Origin of the sequence: Actinocatenispora comari, assembly GCF_017312725.1 — a bacterium.
GTDB lineage: Bacteria > Actinomycetota > Actinomycetes > Mycobacteriales > Micromonosporaceae > Actinocatenispora > Actinocatenispora comari.
The window spans coordinates 1-21,625 of the sequence record NZ_BOPO01000090.1 but is presented as its reverse complement, the minus strand read 5'-3'; the positions used below and the strand labels follow the sequence as shown (position 1 = coordinate 21,625).

General features: G+C 73.8%; 19 protein-coding genes and 1 pseudogene. 11 read left to right on the top strand and 9 right to left on the bottom strand.

The features are described 5' to 3' along the window. Positions 1-215: 215 nt before the first annotated feature. From NUM_RS23075 to NUM_RS23065, 3 genes are all read left to right on the top strand, one after another. Positions 216-425: a DUF5999 family protein gene (locus NUM_RS23075; protein WP_207127007.1), complete on the top strand. Its 210-nt coding sequence runs from the start codon at positions 216-218 to the stop codon at positions 423-425. A gap of 121 nt (positions 426-546) precedes the next feature. After that, a complete protein-coding gene (locus NUM_RS23070; protein ID WP_207127006.1) occupies positions 547-3,363 on the top strand; it encodes a DEAD/DEAH box helicase in 2,817 nt (938 codons plus the stop codon). After that, a complete protein-coding gene (locus NUM_RS23065) occupies positions 3,360-4,178 on the top strand; it encodes an SWIM zinc finger family protein (protein WP_207127005.1) in 819 nt (272 codons plus the stop codon). The genes NUM_RS23070 and NUM_RS23065 overlap by 4 nt, the downstream gene beginning before the upstream one ends. Before the next feature lie 152 nt (positions 4,179-4,330). Here NUM_RS23065 and NUM_RS23060 read toward each other — a convergent pair whose 3' ends face one another. Further along, entirely contained in the window at positions 4,331-4,900 is a 570-nt protein-coding gene (locus NUM_RS23060) for a DUF5134 domain-containing protein (protein ID WP_207127004.1), read from the bottom strand. A gap of 117 nt (positions 4,901-5,017) precedes the next feature. Next, positions 5,018-5,599: a sigma-70 family RNA polymerase sigma factor gene (locus tag NUM_RS23055; protein ID WP_207127003.1), complete on the bottom strand. Its 582-nt coding sequence runs from the start codon at positions 5,597-5,599 to the stop codon at positions 5,018-5,020. Between the two features lie 160 nt (positions 5,600-5,759). Here NUM_RS23055 and NUM_RS23050 point away from each other — a divergent pair, with 160 nt between their 5' ends. The 3 genes from NUM_RS23050 to NUM_RS23040 all read left to right on the top strand — a co-directional run bounded on the left by NUM_RS23050 (position 5,760) and on the right by NUM_RS23040 (position 8,371). Beyond that, a complete protein-coding gene (locus NUM_RS23050; RefSeq protein ID WP_207127002.1) occupies positions 5,760-6,494 on the top strand; it encodes a zf-HC2 domain-containing protein in 735 nt (244 codons plus the stop codon). 102 nt (positions 6,495-6,596) lie between these two features. Continuing rightward, complete coding sequence (locus NUM_RS23045) at positions 6,597-7,292, top strand: hypothetical protein (protein WP_207127001.1); 696 nt, start codon at positions 6,597-6,599, stop codon at positions 7,290-7,292. Beyond that, positions 7,289-8,371 carry a hypothetical protein gene (locus NUM_RS23040; protein WP_207127000.1) on the top strand — a complete coding sequence of 361 codons (1,083 nt, stop codon included), beginning with the start codon at positions 7,289-7,291 and terminating at the stop codon, positions 8,369-8,371. Before NUM_RS23045 ends, NUM_RS23040 begins: the two co-directional genes overlap by 4 nt. Before the next feature lie 118 nt (positions 8,372-8,489). On the opposite strand, the gene NUM_RS23035 is transcribed toward NUM_RS23040, so the two are convergent. The 5 genes from NUM_RS23035 to NUM_RS23015 all read right to left on the bottom strand — a co-directional run bounded on the left by NUM_RS23035 (position 8,490) and on the right by NUM_RS23015 (position 14,088). Then, positions 8,490-9,161 carry a glycerophosphodiester phosphodiesterase gene (locus NUM_RS23035; protein ID WP_207126999.1) on the bottom strand — a complete coding sequence of 224 codons (672 nt, stop codon included), beginning with the start codon at positions 9,159-9,161 and terminating at the stop codon, positions 8,490-8,492. Between the two features lie 84 nt (positions 9,162-9,245). Next, positions 9,246-10,604, bottom strand: a complete 1,359-nt coding sequence (locus tag NUM_RS23030; RefSeq protein ID WP_207126998.1) for an ABC transporter substrate-binding protein — start codon at positions 10,602-10,604, stop codon at positions 9,246-9,248. Positions 10,605-10,669: 65 nt separating this feature from the next. Continuing rightward, positions 10,670-11,533, bottom strand: a complete 864-nt coding sequence (locus NUM_RS23025; RefSeq protein ID WP_207126997.1) for a carbohydrate ABC transporter permease — start codon at positions 11,531-11,533, stop codon at positions 10,670-10,672. Then, on the bottom strand, positions 11,530-12,489 hold the full coding sequence (locus NUM_RS23020) for a carbohydrate ABC transporter permease (protein WP_207126996.1): 960 nt from the start codon (positions 12,487-12,489) through the stop codon (positions 11,530-11,532). Before NUM_RS23020 ends, NUM_RS23025 begins: the two co-directional genes overlap by 4 nt. Positions 12,490-12,798: 309 nt before the next feature. After that, positions 12,799-14,088 carry a Gfo/Idh/MocA family protein gene (locus tag NUM_RS23015; protein WP_225918785.1) on the bottom strand — a complete coding sequence of 430 codons (1,290 nt, stop codon included), beginning with the start codon at positions 14,086-14,088 and terminating at the stop codon, positions 12,799-12,801. A 223-nt stretch (positions 14,089-14,311) separates the two neighbouring features. Here NUM_RS23015 and nth point away from each other — a divergent pair, with 223 nt between their 5' ends. The 5 genes and pseudogenes from nth to NUM_RS22990 all read left to right on the top strand — a co-directional run bounded on the left by nth (position 14,312) and on the right by NUM_RS22990 (position 18,139). Further along, complete coding sequence (gene nth, locus NUM_RS23010) at positions 14,312-15,001, top strand: endonuclease III (RefSeq protein WP_207126994.1); 690 nt, start codon at positions 14,312-14,314, stop codon at positions 14,999-15,001. After that, positions 14,998-15,633, top strand: coding sequence for a TlpA family protein disulfide reductase (locus tag NUM_RS23005; protein WP_207126993.1), 636 nt, complete (start codon positions 14,998-15,000; stop codon positions 15,631-15,633). The genes nth and NUM_RS23005 overlap by 4 nt, the downstream gene beginning before the upstream one ends. A gap of 76 nt (positions 15,634-15,709) precedes the next feature. After that, positions 15,710-16,394: pseudogene (locus NUM_RS23000) on the top strand (NUDIX hydrolase). A gap of 4 nt (positions 16,395-16,398) precedes the next feature. Next, on the top strand, positions 16,399-16,878 hold the full coding sequence (locus tag NUM_RS22995; RefSeq protein ID WP_207126992.1) for a cupredoxin domain-containing protein: 480 nt from the start codon (positions 16,399-16,401) through the stop codon (positions 16,876-16,878). 73 nt (positions 16,879-16,951) lie between these two features. Next, entirely contained in the window at positions 16,952-18,139 is a 1,188-nt protein-coding gene (locus NUM_RS22990; protein ID WP_207126991.1) for a MarP family serine protease, read from the top strand. 97 nt (positions 18,140-18,236) lie between these two features. Here NUM_RS22990 and NUM_RS22985 read toward each other — a convergent pair whose 3' ends face one another. Both NUM_RS22985 and mycP read right to left on the bottom strand, forming a co-directional pair. Beyond that, entirely contained in the window at positions 18,237-20,144 is a 1,908-nt protein-coding gene (locus tag NUM_RS22985; protein ID WP_207126990.1) for a serine/threonine-protein kinase, read from the bottom strand. 177 nt (positions 20,145-20,321) lie between these two features. After that, positions 20,322-21,625: type VII secretion-associated serine protease mycosin (mycP, locus tag NUM_RS22980; RefSeq protein WP_440588074.1), on the bottom strand; the 1,304-nt coding region annotated here is incomplete at its 5' end.

Genomic DNA, 21,625 nt, shown 5'->3' with positions numbered 1-21,625 from the left:
GTGCGCGGGTTTTCGGCCCCGCACGGCACCCACCGGTCGGCGACCCGGCATCGGCCGTACGGCGGGGCACCGGGGCCGGCTTGGTAACGCTCCGGATACGAACAGGGGAAATATTCTCCTCGGACGGTGATTCGCTTGAAGCTTCCGTACCCGCGGAGCAGACTTGACCTGACCGGGGATGGCTCCCATCCCACCACGACCGCAATGGAGGAGCTATGTGCCTCCATACGCCGGAATGCCCCTCGGCACAGGCCCTCGACCGGGAGGCGGCACACGTCGTCTCGGCTCATCCGGAGCAGGGCTGGAGCCTGCTGTGCAACGGCGTCATCCTGTTCGAGGACGACGGGGAGATCCTCCCCGACGGCCACGCCCTCGCCCCGCCCGATACACGCTCCGTGATCGCTGGAGCCGGCGCGAAGCACTGACCACCGTGCGCCGGCACCGGCCATGGCAGCATGATCCGCATCGAATGTCCCGGGGCCCCGCCCCGGGATTCGTCGTTTCGGCGAAAAACCGGCCACCGCGCTTTGGGTAGCCTTCAATGCCATGGGTGACCACGCGGTACACGCGACGTTTCTGCCGGGCGATCCGGCGCGACGTGGCACCTTCGCATTCTGGCGGTCGGACGGTCGGATATCCGACACGAATTCGGAGTTCGTTGTCGCTCAATCGGCGTACGGACGGATTCGGCGGCACCGGACCCCCGCCCGCATCCTGCCGATCGACGCGGCCGTCCGCCGGCTGCTCGACGGCGACGACGACACCGACTCGGCCCGCGCCTGGCGCGCCGTCGTCCTGTCCGGGCTCGGCCAGCTCGCGGCCGGCCGGCTCGCCCCCGGCCGCAGCGCCACCGGCACCGCCGCCTGGCGGGTACTGCCGGATCCCGCCGCCACCGACTGGCTGCACCGGTGCGCGGCGGCGATGCCGCCGGAGGCGTACGCGGCACCGACGACGGGCGCCGGCCGGGCGCTGCTGCGTACCCCGGCGTCGCTGATCACCGCCTGCTGGGACGCCCTGGCCGACACCCTCGCCCGCACCGCTGCCGACGGCTCACCCGTCGCGGCGTATGCCGGGGACGAACCGCTGCCGGCGGAGCCGTACCGGCGGTTGCTCACCGCGATCGACACCGAACTGGCCGGCTCGGTCCGGCTGGTGCTGCGGCTGTGCCTGCCCACGCCCGCGGAACAGGGCGTGCGGGAGCAGGGCGTACCGGCCCGGGACGTGCCGGCGCCGGACGTGGCGGCGGCAGCGGACGGTGCTTCCGCGCCGGACGGCGCCGCCGGGAACGGGTTCTCGGTGGCGTTGGCGATGCGCAGCGCCGGTGACCCGAGCCTGGTGGTGGAGTTGGCGCGGCTGTGGTCGGCGCCGAGCGAGGTGCTGGACCGGTTCGGCGCGGACGCGGAGACCGACGTACTGCTGGCGCTGCGGCGGGCGGCCAGGGTGTGGCCGCCGCTGTCGGCCGCGCTGGCCGAGCACGCGCCGAGCGCGCTGCCGCTGGCGGACGAGGACGTGGACGGGCTGTTCGAGGCGGCGGAGGCGCTGGGTACGGCCGGCGCCGACGTGCTGTGGCCGGCCGAGCTGACCGACCATTCGCCCCGGCTGGCCGCGACCACGAAGCGGCCGGCGGCGACCGGCCCGGCCGCGTTCGGGCTGACCGACCTGCTCGACTTCCAGTGGCAGGCCACGCTGGACGGCACCGCGCTGACCGAGGACGAGCTGACCGCGCTGGCCGAGGCGAAGCGGCCGCTGATCCGGCTGCGCGGCCGCTGGGTACGGGTGGACCGGTCGCTGGTCGCCCGGCTGCGGCGGCGCCGGCAGCGGGTCGGGGGCGCGCAGGCGCTGGCCGCCGCGCTCACCGGCACGCTGTCCACCGCGGACGGCGAGGTGCCGTTCACCCCGGACCGGCCGCTGGCCGAGCTGGTCGAACGGCTGGCCGGTGCGGGCTCCGAGGTGCCGCCGCCGGACGGCCTGGACGCCACGCTCCGCCCGTACCAGCGGCGTGGGCTCGGCTGGCTGGCCGCGATGACCGGCACCGGGCTGGGCGGCTGCCTCGCCGACGACATGGGGCTGGGCAAGACGTTGCAGATCATCGCGCTGCACCTGCACCGCCATACCCTCCACTGTGGACCGACACTGGTCTGCTGCCCGGCCTCGCTGCTGGGCAACTGGGAGCGCGAGGTGCACCGGTTCGCGCCCGGCGTCGCGGTGCGCCGGTTCCACGGCAGCGACCGGGATCTCGGCGCGCTGGCCGGCGACGAGATCGTGCTGGCGAGCTACGGCGTACTGCGCGCCGACACCGCCACGCTCGCCGGCGCGCGGTGGGGGCTGGTGGTCGCGGACGAGGCGCAGGCGGCGAAGAACCCGCTGTCGCGCACCGCGAAGGCGCTGCGCGCCGTGCCGGCCGCGGCGCGGATCGCGCTGACGGGTACGCCGGTGGAGAACCGGCTCACCGACCTGTGGTCCATCGTGGACTGGACCACGCCGGGCCTGCTCGGCCCGCTGGCCGACTTCCGGCGGCGGATCGCGAACCCGGTCGAGCGGTACGCGGACGCCGACGCCACCCGCCGCCTCGCCACCCTGACCCGGCCGTTCCTGTTGCGCCGCCGCAAGAGCGACCCCGGCATCGCGCCCGAACTGCCGCCGAAGACCGAGACCGACGTGCTGGTGCCGCTCACCGCCGAGCAGACCACGCTGTACGAGGCGGTGGTGCGCGACACGATGGCCGAGATCGAGGCGGCCGAGGGGGTCGCCCGGCGCGGCCTGGTGCTCAAGCTGCTGACCGCGCTGAAGCAGATCTGCAACCATCCGGCGCAGTACCTGGGCGAACCGGGGCCGCTCGCCGGTAGGTCCGGCAAGCTGACCGCGCTGGACGAGCTGCTCGACGTGATCCTCGCCGAGGGCGAGTCGGTGCTGGTGTTCAGCCAGTACGTGCAGCTGTGCCGGCTGCTGGAGCGGCACCTGGCCGACCGCGGCGTGGACACCCTGTTGCTGCACGGCGGCGTCGGGGTGCGGCAACGGGAGGAGCGGGTACGCCGGTTCGACGAGGGCGGCGCGCCGGTGTTCCTGCTGTCGCTCAAGGCCGCCGGCGTCGGCCTCAACCTGACCCGGGCCAGCCACGTGATCCACGTCGACCGGTGGTGGAACCCGGCGGTGGAGGACCAGGCGACCGACCGGGCGTACCGGATCGGGCAGGACCGCCCGGTGCAGGTGCACCGGCTCGTCACCGAGCACACGGTGGAGGACAGGGTGGCGAAGCTGATCGCGGACAAGCGGGCACTCGCCGACGCGGTCGTCGGCAGCGGCGAGACCTGGCTGACCGAGCTGTCCGACACCGAACTCGCCGACCTGGTGGCCCTGTCATGACCGACCGAGCACACCGAACCGGCGGGGCCGGCCCGGCGCCGGACGAGGAGATCGCGATCGGGGACGTGCCGCCGGCAGCCCGACGCCGGTTCGGCGCGACCTGGTGGTCCCGGGCCTGGCTGGATGCGTTGCAGCAGCAGGCACTGATCGACCCGAACCGGCTGCCGCGCGGCCGCACGTACGCCCGGTCCGGCGCGGTGCGCGACGCGGTGGTGGCCGCCGGTACCGCGTCGGCGCGGGTGCGCGGCAGCCGGCCCACGCCGTACCAGGTGGAGGTGCGGGTGGCGACCTTCGACGACGCCGGGTGGGGCCGGGTACTGGACGCGATCGGCGGCCAGCTCGCGCACACCGCGGCGCTGCTGGACGGCGAGCTGCCACCGTCCATCGTGGACGATGTGGCGGCGGCCGGGCTGCCGCTGCTGCCCGGGCCGCGCGAGCTGACCGTCTCCTGCAACTGCCCGGACCGGGCCGTCCCGTGCAAGCACGCGGCGGCGCTGTGCTACGTGCTCGCCGACCTGCTCGACACCGATCCGTTCGCGCTGCTGCTGTTGCGCGGCCGGCCCCGCACCGCCGTACTCGACGCCCTGCGCGACCGGCGCGGCGGCACCGCACCGGCCCCGGCACCGTCCATGGTGGACACCGTTGCGGCGGCCGAGGCGTACGCGCGGCTGCCCGCACCGCTGCCCACGCCGCTGCCGCCGCCGGCCGGGCCCGGCACCCCGGTATCGCTGCCCGCGACCGACGGCGTCGACCTCGGTGCGCTGACCGCGCTCGCCGCCCGCGCCGCCCGCCGCGCCCACGACCTGCTGTCCTGACCGAACCGCGACCTGCCGCTCCGGCGACCTGCTGGCCCGACCGAACCGCCACCCGCCACGCCCACGACCTGCTGGCCCGACCGAACCGCCGCCTGTCGCTCCCCCGACCTGCTGCGCTGGCCGGACCGGCGCCCGCGCCGGCGACCGGGCGGTCACATGCCGGGCATGGTGTGGCCGGCCGGCATCGCGAGCTGCATCGCGACCAGCAGGTACGCCATGGCCAGGGCCATCACGGCGAGCGACACCCGGACCGCCACCACGTGCACGGCGGCACCGGATCCGGCCACCGCGCCGCCGCCGGCGGGCAGCCGGCCGGTCGCCCAGCCCAGCGCGGTCAGCCCGGAGCAGAGCGCCAGCACCCAGACGAGCAGCTCGAAGCCGGGCCGGGGCAGCGCGAACATGCACACCATCCCGGCGTGCCCGGCCGCGGCAGCGAACCAGGGCAGGCTGGGCCGGTACCGGCGGAGCCGCGCCACGCCGATCGCGGCCGAGCCGGCGGCGCAGATCGCGAACACCACCTCGCCGAGCAGCGCCGGCGGAGCCCCGGCGCCGCGCGGCAGCAGCATGCCGATCATGCCGAGCGCCATCACCAGGTGACCGCCGTGCCAGACCCGGTCCGACCGGGCGCCCCGGCGCAGATGGCCCAGGTGGAGCACCGTGATCGCGGCCAGCGCGACGATCGCCACCAGCCGCAGCCACAGCGGCAGCAACGGTTCCGACATCGCGGCCTCCCCGGTACGGACGATGCGGTGCTACCGGGACAGACGACGCGGCGGCACGGGACTCATCGCCGTACCGGAACCGGACCGGCGGGCGGGAACGGCCAGGACCGGCGAGGGTCAGCCGGTGTGCGAGTCGGTGGCGGGGTGGTCGGCGCGGGCGGCGACCAGGTCGGCGCGGGCCCGGGCCACCCGGGACCGGATGGTGCCGACCGGGCAGCCGCACACGGCCGCCGCCTCGGCGTAGTCCAGGCCGAGGATCTGCGTCAGAACCAGCGACTCCCGCCGGTCCGGGTCGAGCCCGGCGAGCAGTTGCACGGTCTCCACCAGGTCGACGAACCCGGCGGCCCCCTGGTACGCGCGCAGCTGTCGGTGCTCGGCCGCCCGGACCCAGTCGGCGTCGACGGTGCGCGGCCGCCGGTACCGGGTGCGGATGTGGTCGGTGACGACGTGCCGCGCGATCGACAGCAGCCAGGTACGGGCGGTGGACCGGCCGGCGAAGCGACCCAGCGCGCCGAAGGCACGCAGGTACGTCTCCTGGGCGAGGTCGTCGGCCCGCTGCGGGTCGGTCAGGTGCGCAACGAGCTGCCAGACGTCGCGCTGGGTGGCCCGGATGAACGCGTCCGCGGCGTCCCGGTCGCCGGCACCCGCGGCCAGCGCCCACGCGGTGAGCTGCGCATCGTCACGCGCCGGGTGTCCCACGCCGCTCCCTTCGCGACCGGTCCGGGCCGGACCGTCGGCGCCGTCCCGTTCGCCCCGGGACAGCAGTTCGACGAAACGTAGAACAGGGTACGGGTCGGCCCCCGGCCGGCCGCAGCCGGGCGCCGGGAACTCGACGGCCACCGCCGACGACTGTCACAGCATGGAGTGTGAGCAGTGTCGTACGGCGCTGTCGGCGCGGCTGGACGGCGAGACCGAGCCGGTACCGGCCGAGTCGACCGATCGGCACCTGGCGGGGTGTGCGGCGTGCCGGACCTGGCAGCGGCAGGCGACCGCGCTGACCCGGCGGCTGCGGGTGCGGCCGGCGGTGGCGGAGCCGGACCTGACCGACCGGGTACTGGCGACGGCCTGGCCACCGCGCGCCGGCACCGGCGGCCGCTGGCGGATCGCGCTCGCCGTGGTGGCCGCGGCGCAGCTGGCGCTCGGGCTGGCGCAGCTGCTCGGCTGGCACGCCGGAATGCCGGCGGCCGGCGGGCACGACATGGGCGCGCACCTGTTCGACGAGAGTACGGCGTGGAACGTGGCGCTCGGGTTGGGCATGGCGTGGGTGGCCTGGCGGTCCCGCGCCGCGGCCGGGCTGATCCCGGTGGTCGGCGGCTTCCTGGTGCTGTTGACCGCGTTCTGCATCCGGGACCTGGCCGCCGGCACGGTGACCGCGATGCGGGTCTCGGAGCACGGCCTGCTGCTGATCGGCTTCACCCTGATGCTGATGGTCCGCCGCGCCGCCGACGGTACGCACGGCCCGGCCACGCGCTCGGCTGCGACGGCGGACGACGCGCCGACCGGGCCGACCGACCTCGACGCACCGACCCCGCTGGTACCGCCGGAGCACCCGGGCCGCCGGCTCCGCCCGGTCAACCGCCGGCACGCCGCCTGACCGACCCGGGAACGACGCCGCAAACGGAGCAGACTCCCGCAGTTGCGGACGACTGAGACACTCTGCTGCATTGCCGTCGCCTCGATTCCCGGAGCCCGCCGCATGGACGATCCGATCCCCGCCGCACGATCGCGCCGGGCCCGGTGGTGGCTCGGCGGGGCGGCCGCCGTCCTGGCCGTCGCGGCCGCCGTCGGCGCGGTCCGGTGGAGCGCCGCCGGGCGGTACGACCCGGTGCGCCGGCCGTGCGACCTGGTCGACGTGTCGCCGCTGCGGACCGCCGACCCGTTCGCGACCGACCGGTCCCGCTCGGTGCCGACGCACGACGACGGGACCGGTGGGGAGACCGGGCTCCGGGTCGACTACTGCACCGGCGGGTACGACCTGCACGCGGCCGCCGGTGGCCCGACCAGCCTGGTGCGGGTCGCGTTCGCGGTCTACCCGTCCCGGCGCCAGGCGGCCCGGGCGTACCTGCACAGCAGGGCGGGCGACCTTCGCGGCGACACCGGCGACGTTTCGCTGCCGACGCCGCAGTCGGTCGGCCGGGAGCCGGTCCGGTTCACCGACGCGACCGGCCTCGGCGTGCCCACCGCGTTCTGCACCGCGAAGGCCACCGGCGCCGACGCGTTCGCACTCGGCGGCGGCTACCTGATCGCCGTGCGCGAGGAGAACCTGCTGCTGGAGGTGTACGTCGAGCTGACCGGCGAGCGGATGACCCAGGACCGGCACCGCTGGGCGGCCACCGCGATCACCCGCGCCACCGTCGCCAGGCTGCGCTCGCACACCGGGAACGGCTCGTGAGTACCCCGCCCGATCCCACGCCGCCCGACCCCGAAGCCCACCCCGACCCCGCCCCCGTCGAGCCGGCCGAGGCGGCCGAACCCGAAGCTGGCGGGCCCGGGCCGGACGGGCCGGACGTCGATGGGTCGGCCGTCGAGCCCGGGGGTGCGCCGGTGGCCGCGGTCGCCGACGCGCCGGAGGCCGACGCGGCGCGGCCGGGGCGGCGGCGGCGGGCGGTACTGGCCGGGCTGGCCGGTGTCGTGCTGCTGGCGGTCGTGGCGGGGTTGGTGGTCGGCGTGCACCGGTGGAACGATCCGACGATCGCGCCCACCGCGACGCGGCAGGATCTCGGCTCGCTGCCCGCGCCCGGCCGGATCTGCGAGGTACAGGTGGCCGATCAGGGCTGGTCGGTGGCCCGGAAGGAGGGCAGGATCCGGTACGCCGCGGTGCTCCGCAACCCGTGCCCGGACGGCGCCTACGCGATCTCCGTACGGGTGCGGCTGCGGCCGGCGCCCGGCCGGTCGGCCGGCGTCTTCGGCGACGGCACCGACATCACGCAGGTTCAGGCGCTCGCGCCGGGCGCCGAGACCGCGATCACCGGCCAGTTCGTCAGCCAGGAACACGCCGACGACGGCTGGCTCGGCTCGGTCACCGGCATCAGCGTGCAGGTGGTCGCCGCCGGGTGGATCCCGGTGGACCGGATCGCCGCCGCGGGCGAGGCGTACGCCGACCTCGACGCACCGCTGCACACCAGAGCGACCATCGGGCACCTGCGTGTCTTCGGCACGACGACCGACGCCCGCGGCTACCAGGCGACCGCCCGGATCGGGTTCGAGCTCCATCTCGACCACCGGTCCCGGCAGCACGTGCAGTACGTCGTCGTGGTGCTCCGGGATCGGCACGGCCGCATCCTGGCCGGCGATCTCGACCCCCTGGTCGTGGTGGACGAACCGATGTGCGACCGGTACGACGAGGCGTCCACGGCCGCGTTGTCCGCCGGCAGGTGCCAGGAGAGCGACACGGTGCCGCTGCCCGCCGGCACCGACCTGTCCCGGCTGGAGCTGTACTGGCAGCCCCGGATCGACCGGGCCGCCGGCTGACGCGTACCCGGTTGCCCGCGGCGGGTTCGACGCGGGCCGTCGCCCCGGCAGGCCCGGTCTCGGCGGCCAGCTCGACCACCGCTGTGGCGCCGGCCGGGTCTGGGCGGCCGGTTCGGGCTCAGGTGAGCAGGTGCGGGTTGTCGGTGGTGACGGCGGCGACCCCGAACGTGCGGGCCCGGTCCAGGGTCTCCGGATCCGGTACCGGCCAGGCGTCGATGGCGATGCCTGCGTCGTGCACCGCGGCGACCAGCTCGGCGGTGAGGTTGCGGATGCCCAGCGCGAGCCAGGACGCGCCGACGGCCCGGGCCTGCTCGACCGCGTCCGCCGGCGCGGACGGCAGGATCAGCGCCCGTGCCACCTCCGGTACCGCGTCGCGCACCGCGGCGAGGATCTCGGCGTGGAACGACCCGACGTACACCCGGTCGGCGAGGTGTCGTTCGCGCACCAGCGCGGCGAACGCCGGTACCGCCTCGATCGCCTTGATCTCCGTCTGTACCGGGAGGTCGATGGCGTCGAGCACCTCGGCGTAGGTGGGGATGCGTTCGCCGGCGCCGGCGTCCAGCGCCTGCAGCTGGGCCAGGGTGAGTTCGGCGACGGTACCGGTGCCGTCGGTGGTGCGGTCCACGGTGGCATCGTGCACGACGACGAGCGCCCCGTCGGCGGAGAGCCGGATGTCGAGCTCGACCTCGTCGGCGCCGACCTGCTGGGCCCGGCGGAACGAGCGGAGCGTGTTCTCCGGCTCCAGCCCGAGCGCGCCGCGGTGGCCGATGATCCGGATCCGGTCAGACATGCTGCGTCCCCACGTTCCTCGTCGTCGTTACGGACCGGCGCGACGGTCGGGGGACCGCCGCGCCGCTTCGTCCACAGTGGACTGTCAGATGTGCTTCTCGATGTTCTTGCGCACCTTGTCGGTGGCCTTCTTGAGCTGCCCGGCCACGTCGGTGAAGACCTGCTTGGCCGGCGTGTTGTTGGCCCAGATCTTCTGCAGCCCGGTGTAGATGAGGATGTTGGCGTTGGGCACCATCAGCCGCACCTCGTCCTCCTTGCGGACGATGTCGAGCTGCTTGACCGCGGTGGAGAAGTTCGGGTCGTCGGCGAGCCGCTTCTTCAGGTCGGGCTCGTCCACCGCCGCGTCGATGACCGGCAGGTAGCCGGTGGTCAGCGTCCAGTAGGCGGAGTTCTCCGCCTTGCCGCAGAACTCGATGAACTTCCACGCAGCCTGCTTGCGGTCCTTCGGCGAGTACGCGAGCATCCCGAAGCCGCCGCCGCCGGTCGGCACGACCTGCTGCTCCTTCTTCGGTACGAACGCGGTGCCGACCTCCCACTTGCCCTTCTCGGCGGCCTCGGTCATGCCCTGCAGCCCGCCGGTGGAGGTGACCAGGGTGGCGATCAGCTGGTTCTGGAAGTCGACGCTGGGACTGTCGGCCATGTAGGCCATCTTGTCCTTGAAGATCAGCTCCCGCTGCCACTCGCCGGCGGCCACCGCCGGGTCCTGGTCGATCGCGACGTTCAGCCCGTTGGAGTACGCGCCGCCCCACTGCCAGACGGAACCCTGGAACTGCCAGTCCCCGTCGACCTTCTGGTACGCCTCCATCTTGACCTGCTTGCCCTTGACCTTCAGGCCCTTGATCTGCTTGGACCAGTCGCGCCACTCGTCCCAGGTCGCCGGCCCACGGTCGGGCAGCCCCGCCTTGTGGAACAGCGTCTTGTTGTAGTAGAAGATCGGCGTCGACCGGGCCAGCGGCAGCCACCACAGCTTGTCCTTGAGCACGCCCTCGGACAGCAGCTTCTGGTTGTAGGCGGAGCGCTTCAGCCCCGAGCCGAAGTAGCCGTCCAGCGGCTCCAGCAGGTCGTTGAGGTAGAAGTTGTGCCAGTTGACCTCGGAGAAGGTGACCAGGTCCGGGATCTTCTTGGCCTGCACCGCGGCGGTGACCTTCTGCGCCGTCTCGTCGTAGGTGCCCTGGAACTGGGCCTCCACGTACACGTCGGACTGCGACTCGTTGAACCGCTTCGCCAGCTCGGTGATCGCCGTACCGGGGTTCCCCGAGTACGCGTGCCAGACCACGACGCGGGTGCGCTTGGCGTACTTGTCCGGGACCTTGTCGCCGGACGCCTGGGCGAAGCCGTTGCCGCCGCCGCTGCCACCGCCGCACCCGGCGGCGGTGAGGGCGAGTGCCGCACCGCCGGACGCGGCCAGCAGCGAGCGTCGGCTCAGCCGGGCAGGAGCAACCATGCTGTTCTCCGTTTCCGTACCCACGTCGAGTACGTGGGATGTCCAATGTGGTGGGTGAGGCGGGCTCAGCCCTTGGTGGCGCCTTGGGTGAGGCCGGCGACGATCTGTCGTTGGGCGAAGAAGAAGACGACCAGCACGGGCACGATGACCAGAACGGTGGCGGCCATGATCGCGCCCCAGTTGTTGTAGCCCTCCTGGGTCTTGAGGAACAGCAACCCGATGGGGACGGTGCGCATGTTGGTCGAGTTGGTGACGATCAGCGGCCAGATGAAGTCGTTCCACTTGGCCACCAGGGTGATCACGCCGGCGGTGATCAGCATCGGCCGCGACAGCGGCAGCACCACCCGGAACATGGTGCGCAGGTGGCCGGCGCCGTCCACCTTCGCCGCGTCCAGCACCTCGCCCGGCAGCGTCATCATGTGCTGCCGCAACAGGAACGTGGCGAACACCGACCCGAGGCCCGGGAAGATCAGCCCCTGGTACGTGTTGATCCAGCCGAGGTCGGAGATGGTGAGGTAGTTCGGCAGCAGCGTCACGTGGCCGGGCACCATCATCGCGCCCAGCAGCACCCCGAACAGCACCTTCTTGAACGGGAACCGCAGGAACGCGAACGCGTACGCGCAGAGCGTGGCGCAGAGCATCTCGCCGACGGTGCCGATCGCGGTGACGATCAGCGAGTTGAGGAAGAACCGGCCGAACGGTGCGGCGTGCCAGGCGTCCGCGAAGTTCGACCAGCGCAGGTGCAGCGGGTTCGGGATCCAGGTCGGCGGGTACGTGTAGATGTCCGCGGTCGGCTTGAGGGCCGAGGTGACGAGCCAGTAGATCGGGCCCAGCACCACGCAGGCCACCACCACGAGCAGCACGTACCGCAGCACCCGGCCACCGCGGCTGGACCGCCGGGCCGGACTGTCCACAGTGGAGGTCGTCACCGGTAGTGCACCTTCCGCTCGAGGAACCGGGCCTGCAGCGCGGTGATGATGATCAGTACGACGAACATCAACATCGCGGCGGCCGCGGCGTGACCGGCGTCGAACGCCTTGAACGCCTGCTGGTAGATGAACCAGCTGAGGATCGTGGTGGAGTTGCCCGGCCCACCGCCGGTCATCAGCGCGATGATGTCGAACGCCTGGAAGGTGCCGATCGTCGTCGTGATCACCAGGAAGAACGTGACCGGCGACAGCATCGGGAAGGTGATCTTCCGGAACGTGTGCCACGGGCCGGAGCCGTCGATCGCCGCCGCCTCGTACAGGTCGCGCGGCACGTTCTGCAGACCGGCGAGGTACACGGTGGCGATGAAGCCCATGTTCTTCCACAGGTAGACGATGATCAGCCCGGGCAGGGCCCACTTCGAGCTGGTCATCCAGTTCGGCGAGGCGAGCCCGACGACGCCGAAGATCGGCCGCAGCAGGCCGTAGTTCGGGTCGAAGATGAACAGCCAGATGGTGCCGATCGCGGCGCCGGACAGGATGTGCGGCGCGAACGCCATGGTCCGGACGAACCCGCGGCCGATCAGCTTCTCGTTCAGCAGCACCGCGATCGCGAGGCCCAGCACCATGCTGCCGAGCACGATGCCGAGTACGAAGATCACGGTGATCCGCAGCGTGCCCAGGAAGTCGCCGTCGGTGAGCAGGTCGGTGTAGTTGGTCAGCCCGACGAACTCCTTCACCGGCGCCAGCATGTTCCAGCTGGTCAGGCTCAGGTACGCGTTGTAGATGACCGGCCAGTACGCGAACACGATGACGAAGAAGAAGTTCGGCACGATGAACGCGAGGAACAGCAGGTACTCGCGCAGGTGCCGGGGCCGCCGCCGGCGTGGCGGTGGCCGGTCACCGGCGCCCACCGTGTCGGCGGATCGGGCACCGGCCCGGGCATCGACCGCTGACATGCGAGCCCTCCGTCGTTTCTGGTCCGGCCGCCAGAGCCGAGACGACCGGCCCCAGGACGCCCGACAGGTGCTCCGTCGTACGCCTGATGACCAGCGTGGTTGAGACTTCTAACACGAGAATCCGTTTGGATCACGCAAAGTTAACATCGCCGATTCCACCGAGCAAGACCCTTGCGAGCACCACTTCGGTGAACGCCGCCCGGCCCGCGGATGACCGCCGCCCGGCGACGGCACCAGCAAAGACAGCAGCGCCGTACCTGCTTCGATGCGAAGCGGGCACGGCGCTGCTGGCGGCGACACGCCGCCGGCTCAACCGACGATGAGCTCCAACGGTGGGGACACCGGCTCCACGCTGCCCCGCAGCCGGGCCCGCTCCGCCGCGAACACGGTCAGATGGCTGGTCAGCGAGTCGCGCGGCCCGGATGCGATCCGGGACGCGTCGCCGGTCTCCAGCGCCGACACGAACCCGTCCATCAGCCCGGCGTCGCCGCCACCGTGCCCGCCGGCCGCGCTGGCGTCACCGACGGTGGTGGTGTCGATGATGCGGTGCGTGTCGGTGAGGAAGTCGAACACGTCCAGCTTCTCGCCGTCGCCGGTCAGCTCGCCCCGGGTACCGAACAGCTTCGTCTCCCGGTGCCCCTGCCGGCTGAACCCGGTCATGGTGAACACCGCGGTCGCACCCGACGGGTACTCCATGTTCACCACCTGGTGGTCCACCACGTCGTTGTCGCAGTCGTACACGCACCGCCCGTACGGGCCGTGCCGCAGCGCGTCGCCGAGCGCGTCGGCGGTGAACTCGTCGACCAGCACGTCGATCGGCCAGCCCCGGTCGCCCTGCACCAGCCGGTCGAAGTAGAACCGCTTCGCCGAGAACGGGCAGTCCGGCTCGACCGAGCAGTCCAGGCACCGGTCGGCGGCGCCGGCCGGCTTGTGCTCCCGGGTGAAGTGCGACAGCCGGCCGAAGCTGGACACCCGGGTCGGCGCCTCGCCCAGCACGTACTGCAGCCAGTCGAGGTCGTGGCAGGACTTGGCGAGCAGCATGAACGTCGACTCGTCGGCCCGCCGCCAGTTGCCCCGCACGTACGAGTGGGCCTGGTGCCAGTACCCGACCGGCTCCAGGTGCTGCACGCTCATGATGTCGCCCAGCACCCCGTCGTCGACGACCTGCTTGAGGGCCTGGGTGTACGGGGTGTAGCGCATCACGTGACCGACCGCGAACAGCACGCCGGCCGCCTCGGCCGCGCCGACCAGCTGCCGGCACTCGGTCTCGGTCGGCGCGAGCGGCTTCTCCACCAGCACGTGCAGGCCGTGCTTCAGGAACTCCAGTACCGGCTCGGTGTGCATCCGGTCCTGGGTGCAGACGAGCACCGCGTCGACGAGCGGTGGGCCGGCGGCGAGCCGGCGGGCGAGGGACTGCCAGTCGGGGTACGCGTGCTCGGCCGGGATCTGGTGTTCGGCGGCGAACCGATCCCGGCGCACGTCGCGGGGCTCGGCCACGGCGACCACGCGGGCCCGGTCGGGGTGCTCCAGCGCCCAGCGGGCGTACGCGTTGCCGCGGCTTCCGGCGCCGACGACGGCGAGGGTGACAGGTGAGGACACCCGGCCGACGCTACTGGCGGCCCGCCCGGCCAGGGAAGGGGCCCGCGCCACGTTCACGCTCCGTACCCCGGTGATCTCCACGACTGCCGCCGCCCCGGGCGCCCCCCGGGGGACCACCCGAGCGGGCCGGGCCGTCGGTGCCCCGACGTAGGCTCGGCGGGTGATCCGAGAGACGAACGCCGAGGCGGAGAGCCCACTGTCGCTCACCCGGCGAGCCCGGCGCATGGGGCGCATCCTCGCCGAGACGCACCCGGATGCGCACTGCGAGCTCGACTTCACCAACCCGCTGCAGCTCGCGGTGGCCACCATCCTGTCCGCGCAGTCCACCGACAAGAAGATCAACGAGGTCACGCCGAAGCTGTTCGCGCGGTACCCGACCGCCGCCGCGTACGCCGGCGCCGACCGGGCCGAGCTGGAGGAGCTGATCCGACCGACCGGCTTCTACCGGAACAAGACGACCTCGCTGATCAAGCTCGGCGCCGCGCTGGTGGAGAAGTACGACGGCGAGGTGCCGGGGCGGATGGCCGACCTGGTGGCGCTGCCCGGGATGGGCCGCAAGACGGCGAACGTGATCCTCGGCAACGCCTTCGACGTCCCGGGCATCACCGTCGACACCCACTTCGCCCGGCTGGTCGGCCGCTGGCGGTGGACCGCGGAGACCGACCCGGTCAAGATCGAGTTCGCGGTCGGCGACCTGTTCCCCCGGCGCGACTGGACGATGCTGTCGCACCGGGTGATCTTCCACGGCCGGCGGGTCTGCCACGCCCGCAAGCCGGCCTGCGGCGCGTGCACCCTCGCCAAGCTCTGCCCGTCGTACGGCACCGGGCCGACCGACCCGGTGGCGGCCGCGAAGCTGTTGAAGGGCCCGCGGGTCGCCGAACTCGCGGCCGCCGCCGGCGTTCCGGCACCATGACCGCCGCCGGGCCGACCGACCCTCGGCGGGTACGCCGGTCGCCGGCGGGGCGCGGTCTGCTGCTGTCCGGCGCGGTGTTCGTGCTGCTCGCGGCGCTCGCGGGCTGCAGCGGCGACCGGGGCGGGTCGAGCGGGCACCCGGCGCGACCGTCCGCCGGCGCGAGCGGTACGGCGGCCGACTGGTTCGCCGCCTGCCCGACCCCGCGCGGCCCGGCCACCGGCACACCGACGCCGCCGGCGGTGACGCTGACCTGCGCGCACGATGGCCGCCCGGTGCCGCTCGCCCGGGCGTACGGGAAGCCCACGGTGATCAACCTGTGGGCGTCCTGGTGCGACCCGTGCCGGCAGGAGCTGCCGCAGATCCAGGCGTACGCGAAAAAGCACCCCGAGGTCGTCGTGCTCACCGTGGACACCCGGGACACCGAGACCGCCGGGCTGTCGTTCGCGCAGGCGGCCGGCGTGCGGCTGCCCACCCTGTACGACCCGAAGCGGGAACTGCTCGTCGGCGTGCACCGCACCGCGCTGCCGACCACGCTGCTGCTGCGGGCCGACGGCAGCCTCGCCTACACGTACAACTCGACCGCGCTGACCGCCGACTCGCTGGCCACGCTGGTGCAGAAGGAGCTGGGATGACGCGCCCGGACCACCGGATCGACCCGACCGGCCGGGGGCGGCGGTGAGTGCGATCGCGGACGATCCCGCCACCGGGCTGCCCGGCTGGTGGCAGCCGCTGCTGACCCGGGTCGGCGCGCTGCGGCCGGAGGCGTTCGGCGAGCCGACACCGTCCGCGCGCCGCAGCGCGGTGCTGATCCTGCTCGCCGACGGCCCGGCCGGGCCGGACGTGGTGATCCTGCAGCGGGCCAGCACGCTGCGCGACCATCCCGGCCAGTGCGCGTTCCCGGGCGGCGGCGTCGAACCCACCGACGGCGGCCCCGCCGGTACCGCGCTGCGCGAGGCCGGCGAGGAGGTCGGGGTCCGCGCGGACACCGTGCAGGTCGTCGGCACCCTGCCCGAGCTGTACCTGAACGTCTCGGACTTCCGGGTCACCCCGGTGCTGGCCTGGTGGCGGTCCCCGCACCGGTTCGGCGACCTGGATCCGGGTGAGGTGGCGCGGGTGGCGCGGCTGCCGCTGGCCGGCCTGGCCGACCCGGCCAACCGGCTGCGGGTGCGCCACCCGAGCGGGTACGTGGGTGCCGCGTTCCGGCTGGACGGGATGCTGGTGTGGGGGTTCACCGGCGGCATCCTGGCCCGGCTGCTCGATCTCGGCGGCTGGGCCCGGGCCTGGGACACCACCCGGGTCGAACCGCTGCCGCCCGGGTTCTGAACCGCTTCGGACCGCCGCGACCCGGCCCGCCGACCCGCGGTGGGGTGCCGCTGCCCGGCTTCTACGCTGAGGTCATGCGAATGATGGCCAGGTCGACCGCTGGAGCATCGGCAGCACCACGGCACCGCGCCGGCCGGCGCGCACGGTTCGTCCTTCCGGTGGCGTTGCTCGGGGTGGCGCTCGCCGCCGGCGGGTGCGGCTTCGCGGGCGCGCACGGCAGCGGCGTGCACGGCGCGTCGTCGGCCGGCGACCGGGTCGGCACGGCGACCACCGGTTCGAACGGCGTACAGCACATCACGGTCAAGGGTGACGAGAACATGCAGTTCACCCCGAACGTGATCAAGGCGCACCCCGGGAAGTTGACGATCACGCTGGTCACGACCGGTGCCACCCCGCACGATCTGCAAGTCACGAGACTGCACGCGAACACCGGAATGGTAAAAAAGGGCAAGCCGGGCGAGGTCGAGGTGGATCTTTCGTCGGCCGGACGGTATGACTTCGTGTGCACCTATCACGTGAGGCAGCACATGACCGGGGTCATCGAGGTCTCCTAGCGAACCTCGCCCGGCCGGCACCTGGTCGGCCTGGCACCCCACGACCGGGACGCCGAGGCGAGGGGGACGCAGGGTGTACGGCAGCGTCGTCGACATCGTGGTCGTGGTGTTGGCGATCCTGTTCGCCATCAACGGCTACCGGCAGGGCTTCGTGGTGGGCATCCTGTCGTTCGTCGGCTTCATCGGCGGCGCGCTGATCGGGCTGCAGCTGACGCCGATCACCGCCGACCACTTCCACACCCCGACGATGCGGGTGATCGTCTCGCTGGCCACCGTGCTGATCCTGGCCGTCCTGCTGCAGGCGCTCGCCGCGATGCTCGGCACCCGGATCCGCCGCTCCATCCTCAGCCGCGGGGTACAGGTGGTCGACGACCTCGGCGGCGCCGCGGTGTCGATCGTGGCGGTCCTGGTCGTCTCCTGGATGATCGCGGTACCGCTCGGCTCGTCGTCGGTGCCGTGGCTGGCGAAGAGCGTGCGTACCTCCGCGGTGCTGCACGGCGTCGACTCGGCGATGCCGTCCGGCGCCCGGGTGCTGTACAACCGGCTCCGGGACGCGGTCAACACCAGCGACTTCCCGGACGTGTTCAGCGGCCTGACCCCCACCCAGGTGCGGTCGGTACCGCCGCCGGACTCCGCGCTGGCGTCCTCGGCGGTGGTGCAGCGGCTGCACAAGTCGGTGGTGAAGGTGATCGGCGACGCGCCGAGCTGCTCCCGCCGGATCGAGGGCTCCGGATTCGTCTACTCGCCGCAGCACGTGCTGACCAACGCGCACGTGGTGGCCGGTACCAGGACGCTGGTGGTGGAGAACGAGAACGGCGACCGGCTCGGCGCCACCGTCGTCGCGTACGACTCGCAGCGCGACCTGGCCGTGCTGTACGTGCCGGACCTGACCGCGCCGCCGTTGGCCTTCGCCGGCACCCCGGCCAGCGAGGGCAAGGACGCGATCGTGCTCGGCTACCCGCTGGACGGGCCGTACACGGCGGAGCCGGCCCGGGTGCGCGACCGCCACGACATCCGCGGCCCCAACATCTACGACTCCGGCACGGTGGTACGCGAGGTGTACACGATCCGGTCCGAGGTGCGCAGCGGCAACTCCGGCGGGCCGCTCGTCACCCCCGCCGGCACCGTGTACGGGGTGATCTTCGCGGCGGCCGCCGACGACCCGCAGACCGGGTTCGCGCTCACCGCGGCCGAGGCCGCGCCGGTGGCCAGCAAGGGCCGTACCGCCACCGGCAGCGTCGACACCGGCTCCTGCACCTGACCAATCGGCCCCGGAGGCTGTTGGCGGACCTCATGATCGGTTGCGCCGGGCCCGTTCGTCGCCCGCTCGATCGAGGGTCCCCCGCCAGTCTCTCCGGTCAGCTGGGGAGGTTCCAGCGCTGGTTGTCGGCACCGGTGCAGTCCCAGATCTGCAGCCGGGTGCCGTCGGCGGCGCTCGGGCCGGTGGCGTCCAGGCAGCGGCCCGACTTGACGTTCACGAGCTGGCCGTCGGCACCGACCTGCCACTGCTGCGCCGGCGTGCCGTTGCAGCCGTACAGCTGGATCGGGGTGCCGTTGTCGGTCGCGCCGCCGGTGACGTCCATGCACTTGCCGAACGCCTGCACGGTGCCGTCGGTACCGATCGTCCACTGCTGTGCCTGGGTGCCGTTGCAGCTGTGCAGCTGGATCGCGGTGCCGTCGTCGGTGGCGCCACCGGCCACGTCGACGCAGGCCCCGCCGTACCCGTCGATCTCGCCGGTGACCGGGACGGGGGCGGTCGGGCTCGGGCTCGGGGTCGGGCTCTCGCTCGGTGACGGCGAGGCGGGCGTCGGGCGATGGCTGTGGGCCGCACCGGGCGGCGTCGACCGGTCCGGCCGGAACCACGAGGTCGCGAACCCGACCCCGACGACGAGCGCGACGAGCAGCACCGCCGCGGCCGCGACGAGCACGACGGTACGGGTGCGCCGGGAGCCACGCTCCGGCCGCGGCGCCGGGAGCACCGGCCGGCGGTCGATCCGGGTCGGTGGCGGCGGTACCGGCGCCGACCCCCGCCCGGGCTGCGTCCCGGCGAGCTCCGGCACCGCCACGGTCGCACCCGCGCCAGCGGGTCCCGCCCCACCGACCGGCCCTGCGCCGCCGGCCGACCACGCACCGCTGACCGGGCCCGCGCCACTGGTCGGCCCCGCGCCGCTGACCGGGCCGGCACCGCTGACCGGGCCAGCGCCGCTGGCGGGACCCGCACCGCTGGCGGGACCCGCGCCGCTGGTGGGGCCGGCGCCGCTGGTGGGGCCGGCGCCGCTGGTGGGGCCGGCACCGCCCGTCGGGCCGGCAGCGCGGAGCGACCCCGCGCCGCTGGACGGGGGTGGGACGGGGGAGCCGGGCGGGACGGAGGCGGCCTGGCTGGCGAGCCGGGACAGCTCGGCCTGCTCCGCGTCGATCCGCCGGTGCACCTCGGCCGGCCAGGGCCGCGCGGTGTGCGGTTGCGCGCCGATCGCGGTCAGCAGCTGCTGCGCGGTGGGCCGCGCGGCCGGGTCCTTGGCCAGGCAGTGCGCGGCGACCGACCGTACCGGCTCGGGCAGCGCGGACAGCTCGGGCTCGGCGTAGACGACGTTGTACAGGGTCTGCGGCGCCGACGGGCCGTCGAACGGGGTGCCGCCGGTGGCCGCGGCGACCAGCACGACGCCGAGGCTGAACACGTCGCTCGCGGCGGTCACCGGCTGGCCGAGCGCCTGCTCCGGGGACATGAAGCCGGGCGAACCGACCAGCCAGCCGGCCCGGGTGAGTTCGGCGCCGGCCGGGCGGTCGGCGGTCTGGGCCACGCCGAAGTCGATCACCCGCGGCCCGTCCGCGGCGAGCAGCACGTTGGACGGCTTCAGGTCCCGGTGCACCAGCCCGGCCTGGTGGATCTCGACCAGCGCGGCGGCCAGCCCGGACGCCAGCCGTACGGTCGAGTCGACCGGCAGCGGGCCACCGTCGGCGAGCACGTCGTGCAGGGACGGCCCGCACACGAACACCGAGGCGAGCCACGGCGTCGGCGCGTCCGGGTCGGCGTCGACGACCGCGGCGGTACGCACCCCGGGAACCCGCCGGGAGGCGTCGACCTCGCGGCGGAACCGGCTCCGGAAGCCGTCGTCGGCGACCAGGTCCGGGCGGACCAGCTTCACCGCGACGAGCCGCCCGTCCGGCGCGCTGCCCAGCAGCACCTGCCCCATGCCGCCCCGACCCAGCTCCGCGAACAGCGGGTACGGGCCGAGCCGGCGCGGGTCGGTCGGCGTCAGCGGCCGCATGCCGGGCCCGGCACCGACCGTCGGCCGTCACTCTCGGCAGCCGCGCCAACACCAAACCGGGACGAAGGGCTCATGCGGTCAGTCTAGAAGCGGCCCGCTCGGCAGCTCTCCGTGGCCGCCGGCGATCCCGGGCCCAATCCCGGCACGGCCGTTCCGGACCGCTCGCGGGCACGGCGGTTAGGTGTTGTCGCGGCGGGTGCGGGCCAGCGCGAGGGCGAGGAAGCCGGCCACCGCCACCATCAGCACCGCGCCGATGCCCACCAGTACCGCGGTCTGCGTGTTGCCGGAACGCTCGGCCCGGGGCGAGCGGGACACGCTCGGCGACGCGGTCGGGGCCGCACCGGCGCCGCCGGCCGACGACGCGCTCGGTGCCTCGGTGTCCAGCGGGTTGGCGGCCACCTGGCCCACCGAGGCGGTCAGCGCCGCCTCCGGGTCGACCATGCCGTACCCGTACCGGTCGTCCCGGCCGCGCGGCCCCTTGTCGTCGGCGGTGGCGATCAGCCGGTTCACCACGTTCGCCGCGGACATGGTGGGCCACTTCGACCGGATCAGCGCCGCGGTCGCGGACACCAGCGGCGCGGCGAAACTGGTGCCCTGCACGTGCCAGTACCCGCCCGGCCGGGCGCCGATCAGCCCGTCCGCCGGCGCCGACAGCGCCACCTGCGGGCCGGACACCGACCCGGACCAGAACGTCTCGTCCGGGTTCAGGCCGGACACCGCGACCACGCCGGACGCCCGCGCCGGGTACCAGACGCCCTTGCCGGCCCGGTCCGCCGTGTTGCCGGCGCACGCGACCACCACCACGTCGTGATCCAGCGCGTACCGGAGGGCCGAGTGCAGCGCGTCCGACGACGCGGCACCGCCCAGCGACAGGTTGATCACCCGGGCGCCGTGGTCAACCGCCCACCGCACGCCGGACGCGACGGTCGCGGCGTCGCCGTACCGGTTCTGCGCGTCGAGCACCCGCACCGGCAGGATCTTCGCGTCGTACGCGAGGCCGACCACGCCGGGACCGTCCCGCCGGCCGGCGATCAGGTCGGCCACCGACGTGCCGTGGCCGACGAAGTCCTTGCGCCCGTCGGTACTGCCGTCGACCAGGTCGATGCCCTTCTCGACCCGGCCGGCGAGGTCGGGATGGCCGGCGTCCACGCCGGAGTCGAGGACCGCGACGGTCACCCCGGAGCCGGTGGACAGCTGCCAGGCGTCGGCGGCGTGCAGTTGCGGCAGCTGCCACTCGTCCGCCCGGACGTCCGGGGCGGCATGCGCCGCGGCGCCGGGGACCGCGCCGGACAGCGCCGCGAGCAGCACCACCGCCAGCACGACCAGCATCCGCCGGGCCGCACCGGCCAGCGGCATGACCCGGGCCGCGCCCGGCGCCGCCAGGACGCGGGCCGTGCCGGGCCCAGCCGTACCGCGGGCCGCGCCGGACGGCGTCGCACGGGCCGCGCCGGGCGCCGCCGAACCACGGGCCGCGCCCGGCG

Bases quoted from the DNA above. Each gene is read 5' to 3' on its own strand.
- NUM_RS23045 (WP_207127001.1), top strand. From the start codon at position 6,597: ATGGACGATCCGATCCCCGCCGCACGATCGCGCCGGGCCCGGTGGTGG.
- NUM_RS22995 (WP_207126992.1), top strand. From the start codon at position 16,399: ATGCGAATGATGGCCAGGTCGACCGCTGGAGCATCGGCAGCACCACGG.
- NUM_RS23005 (WP_207126993.1), top strand. From the start codon at position 14,998: ATGACCGCCGCCGGGCCGACCGACCCTCGGCGGGTACGCCGGTCGCCG.
- NUM_RS23065 (WP_207127005.1), top strand. From the start codon at position 3,360: ATGACCGACCGAGCACACCGAACCGGCGGGGCCGGCCCGGCGCCGGAC.
- NUM_RS23075 (WP_207127007.1), top strand. From the start codon at position 216: ATGTGCCTCCATACGCCGGAATGCCCCTCGGCACAGGCCCTCGACCGG.
- NUM_RS23060 (WP_207127004.1), bottom strand. From the start codon at position 4,900: ATGTCGGAACCGTTGCTGCCGCTGTGGCTGCGGCTGGTGGCGATCGTC.
- NUM_RS23030 (WP_207126998.1), bottom strand. From the start codon at position 10,604: ATGGTTGCTCCTGCCCGGCTGAGCCGACGCTCGCTGCTGGCCGCGTCC.
- nth (WP_207126994.1), top strand. From the start codon at position 14,312: ATGGGGCGCATCCTCGCCGAGACGCACCCGGATGCGCACTGCGAGCTC.
- NUM_RS23070 (WP_207127006.1), top strand. From the start codon at position 547: ATGGGTGACCACGCGGTACACGCGACGTTTCTGCCGGGCGATCCGGCG.
- NUM_RS23020 (WP_207126996.1), bottom strand. From the start codon at position 12,489: ATGTCAGCGGTCGATGCCCGGGCCGGTGCCCGATCCGCCGACACGGTG.
- NUM_RS22985 (WP_207126990.1), bottom strand. From the start codon at position 20,144: ATGCGGCCGCTGACGCCGACCGACCCGCGCCGGCTCGGCCCGTACCCG.
- NUM_RS23050 (WP_207127002.1), top strand. From the start codon at position 5,760: ATGGAGTGTGAGCAGTGTCGTACGGCGCTGTCGGCGCGGCTGGACGGC.
- NUM_RS23035 (WP_207126999.1), bottom strand. From the start codon at position 9,161: ATGTCTGACCGGATCCGGATCATCGGCCACCGCGGCGCGCTCGGGCTG.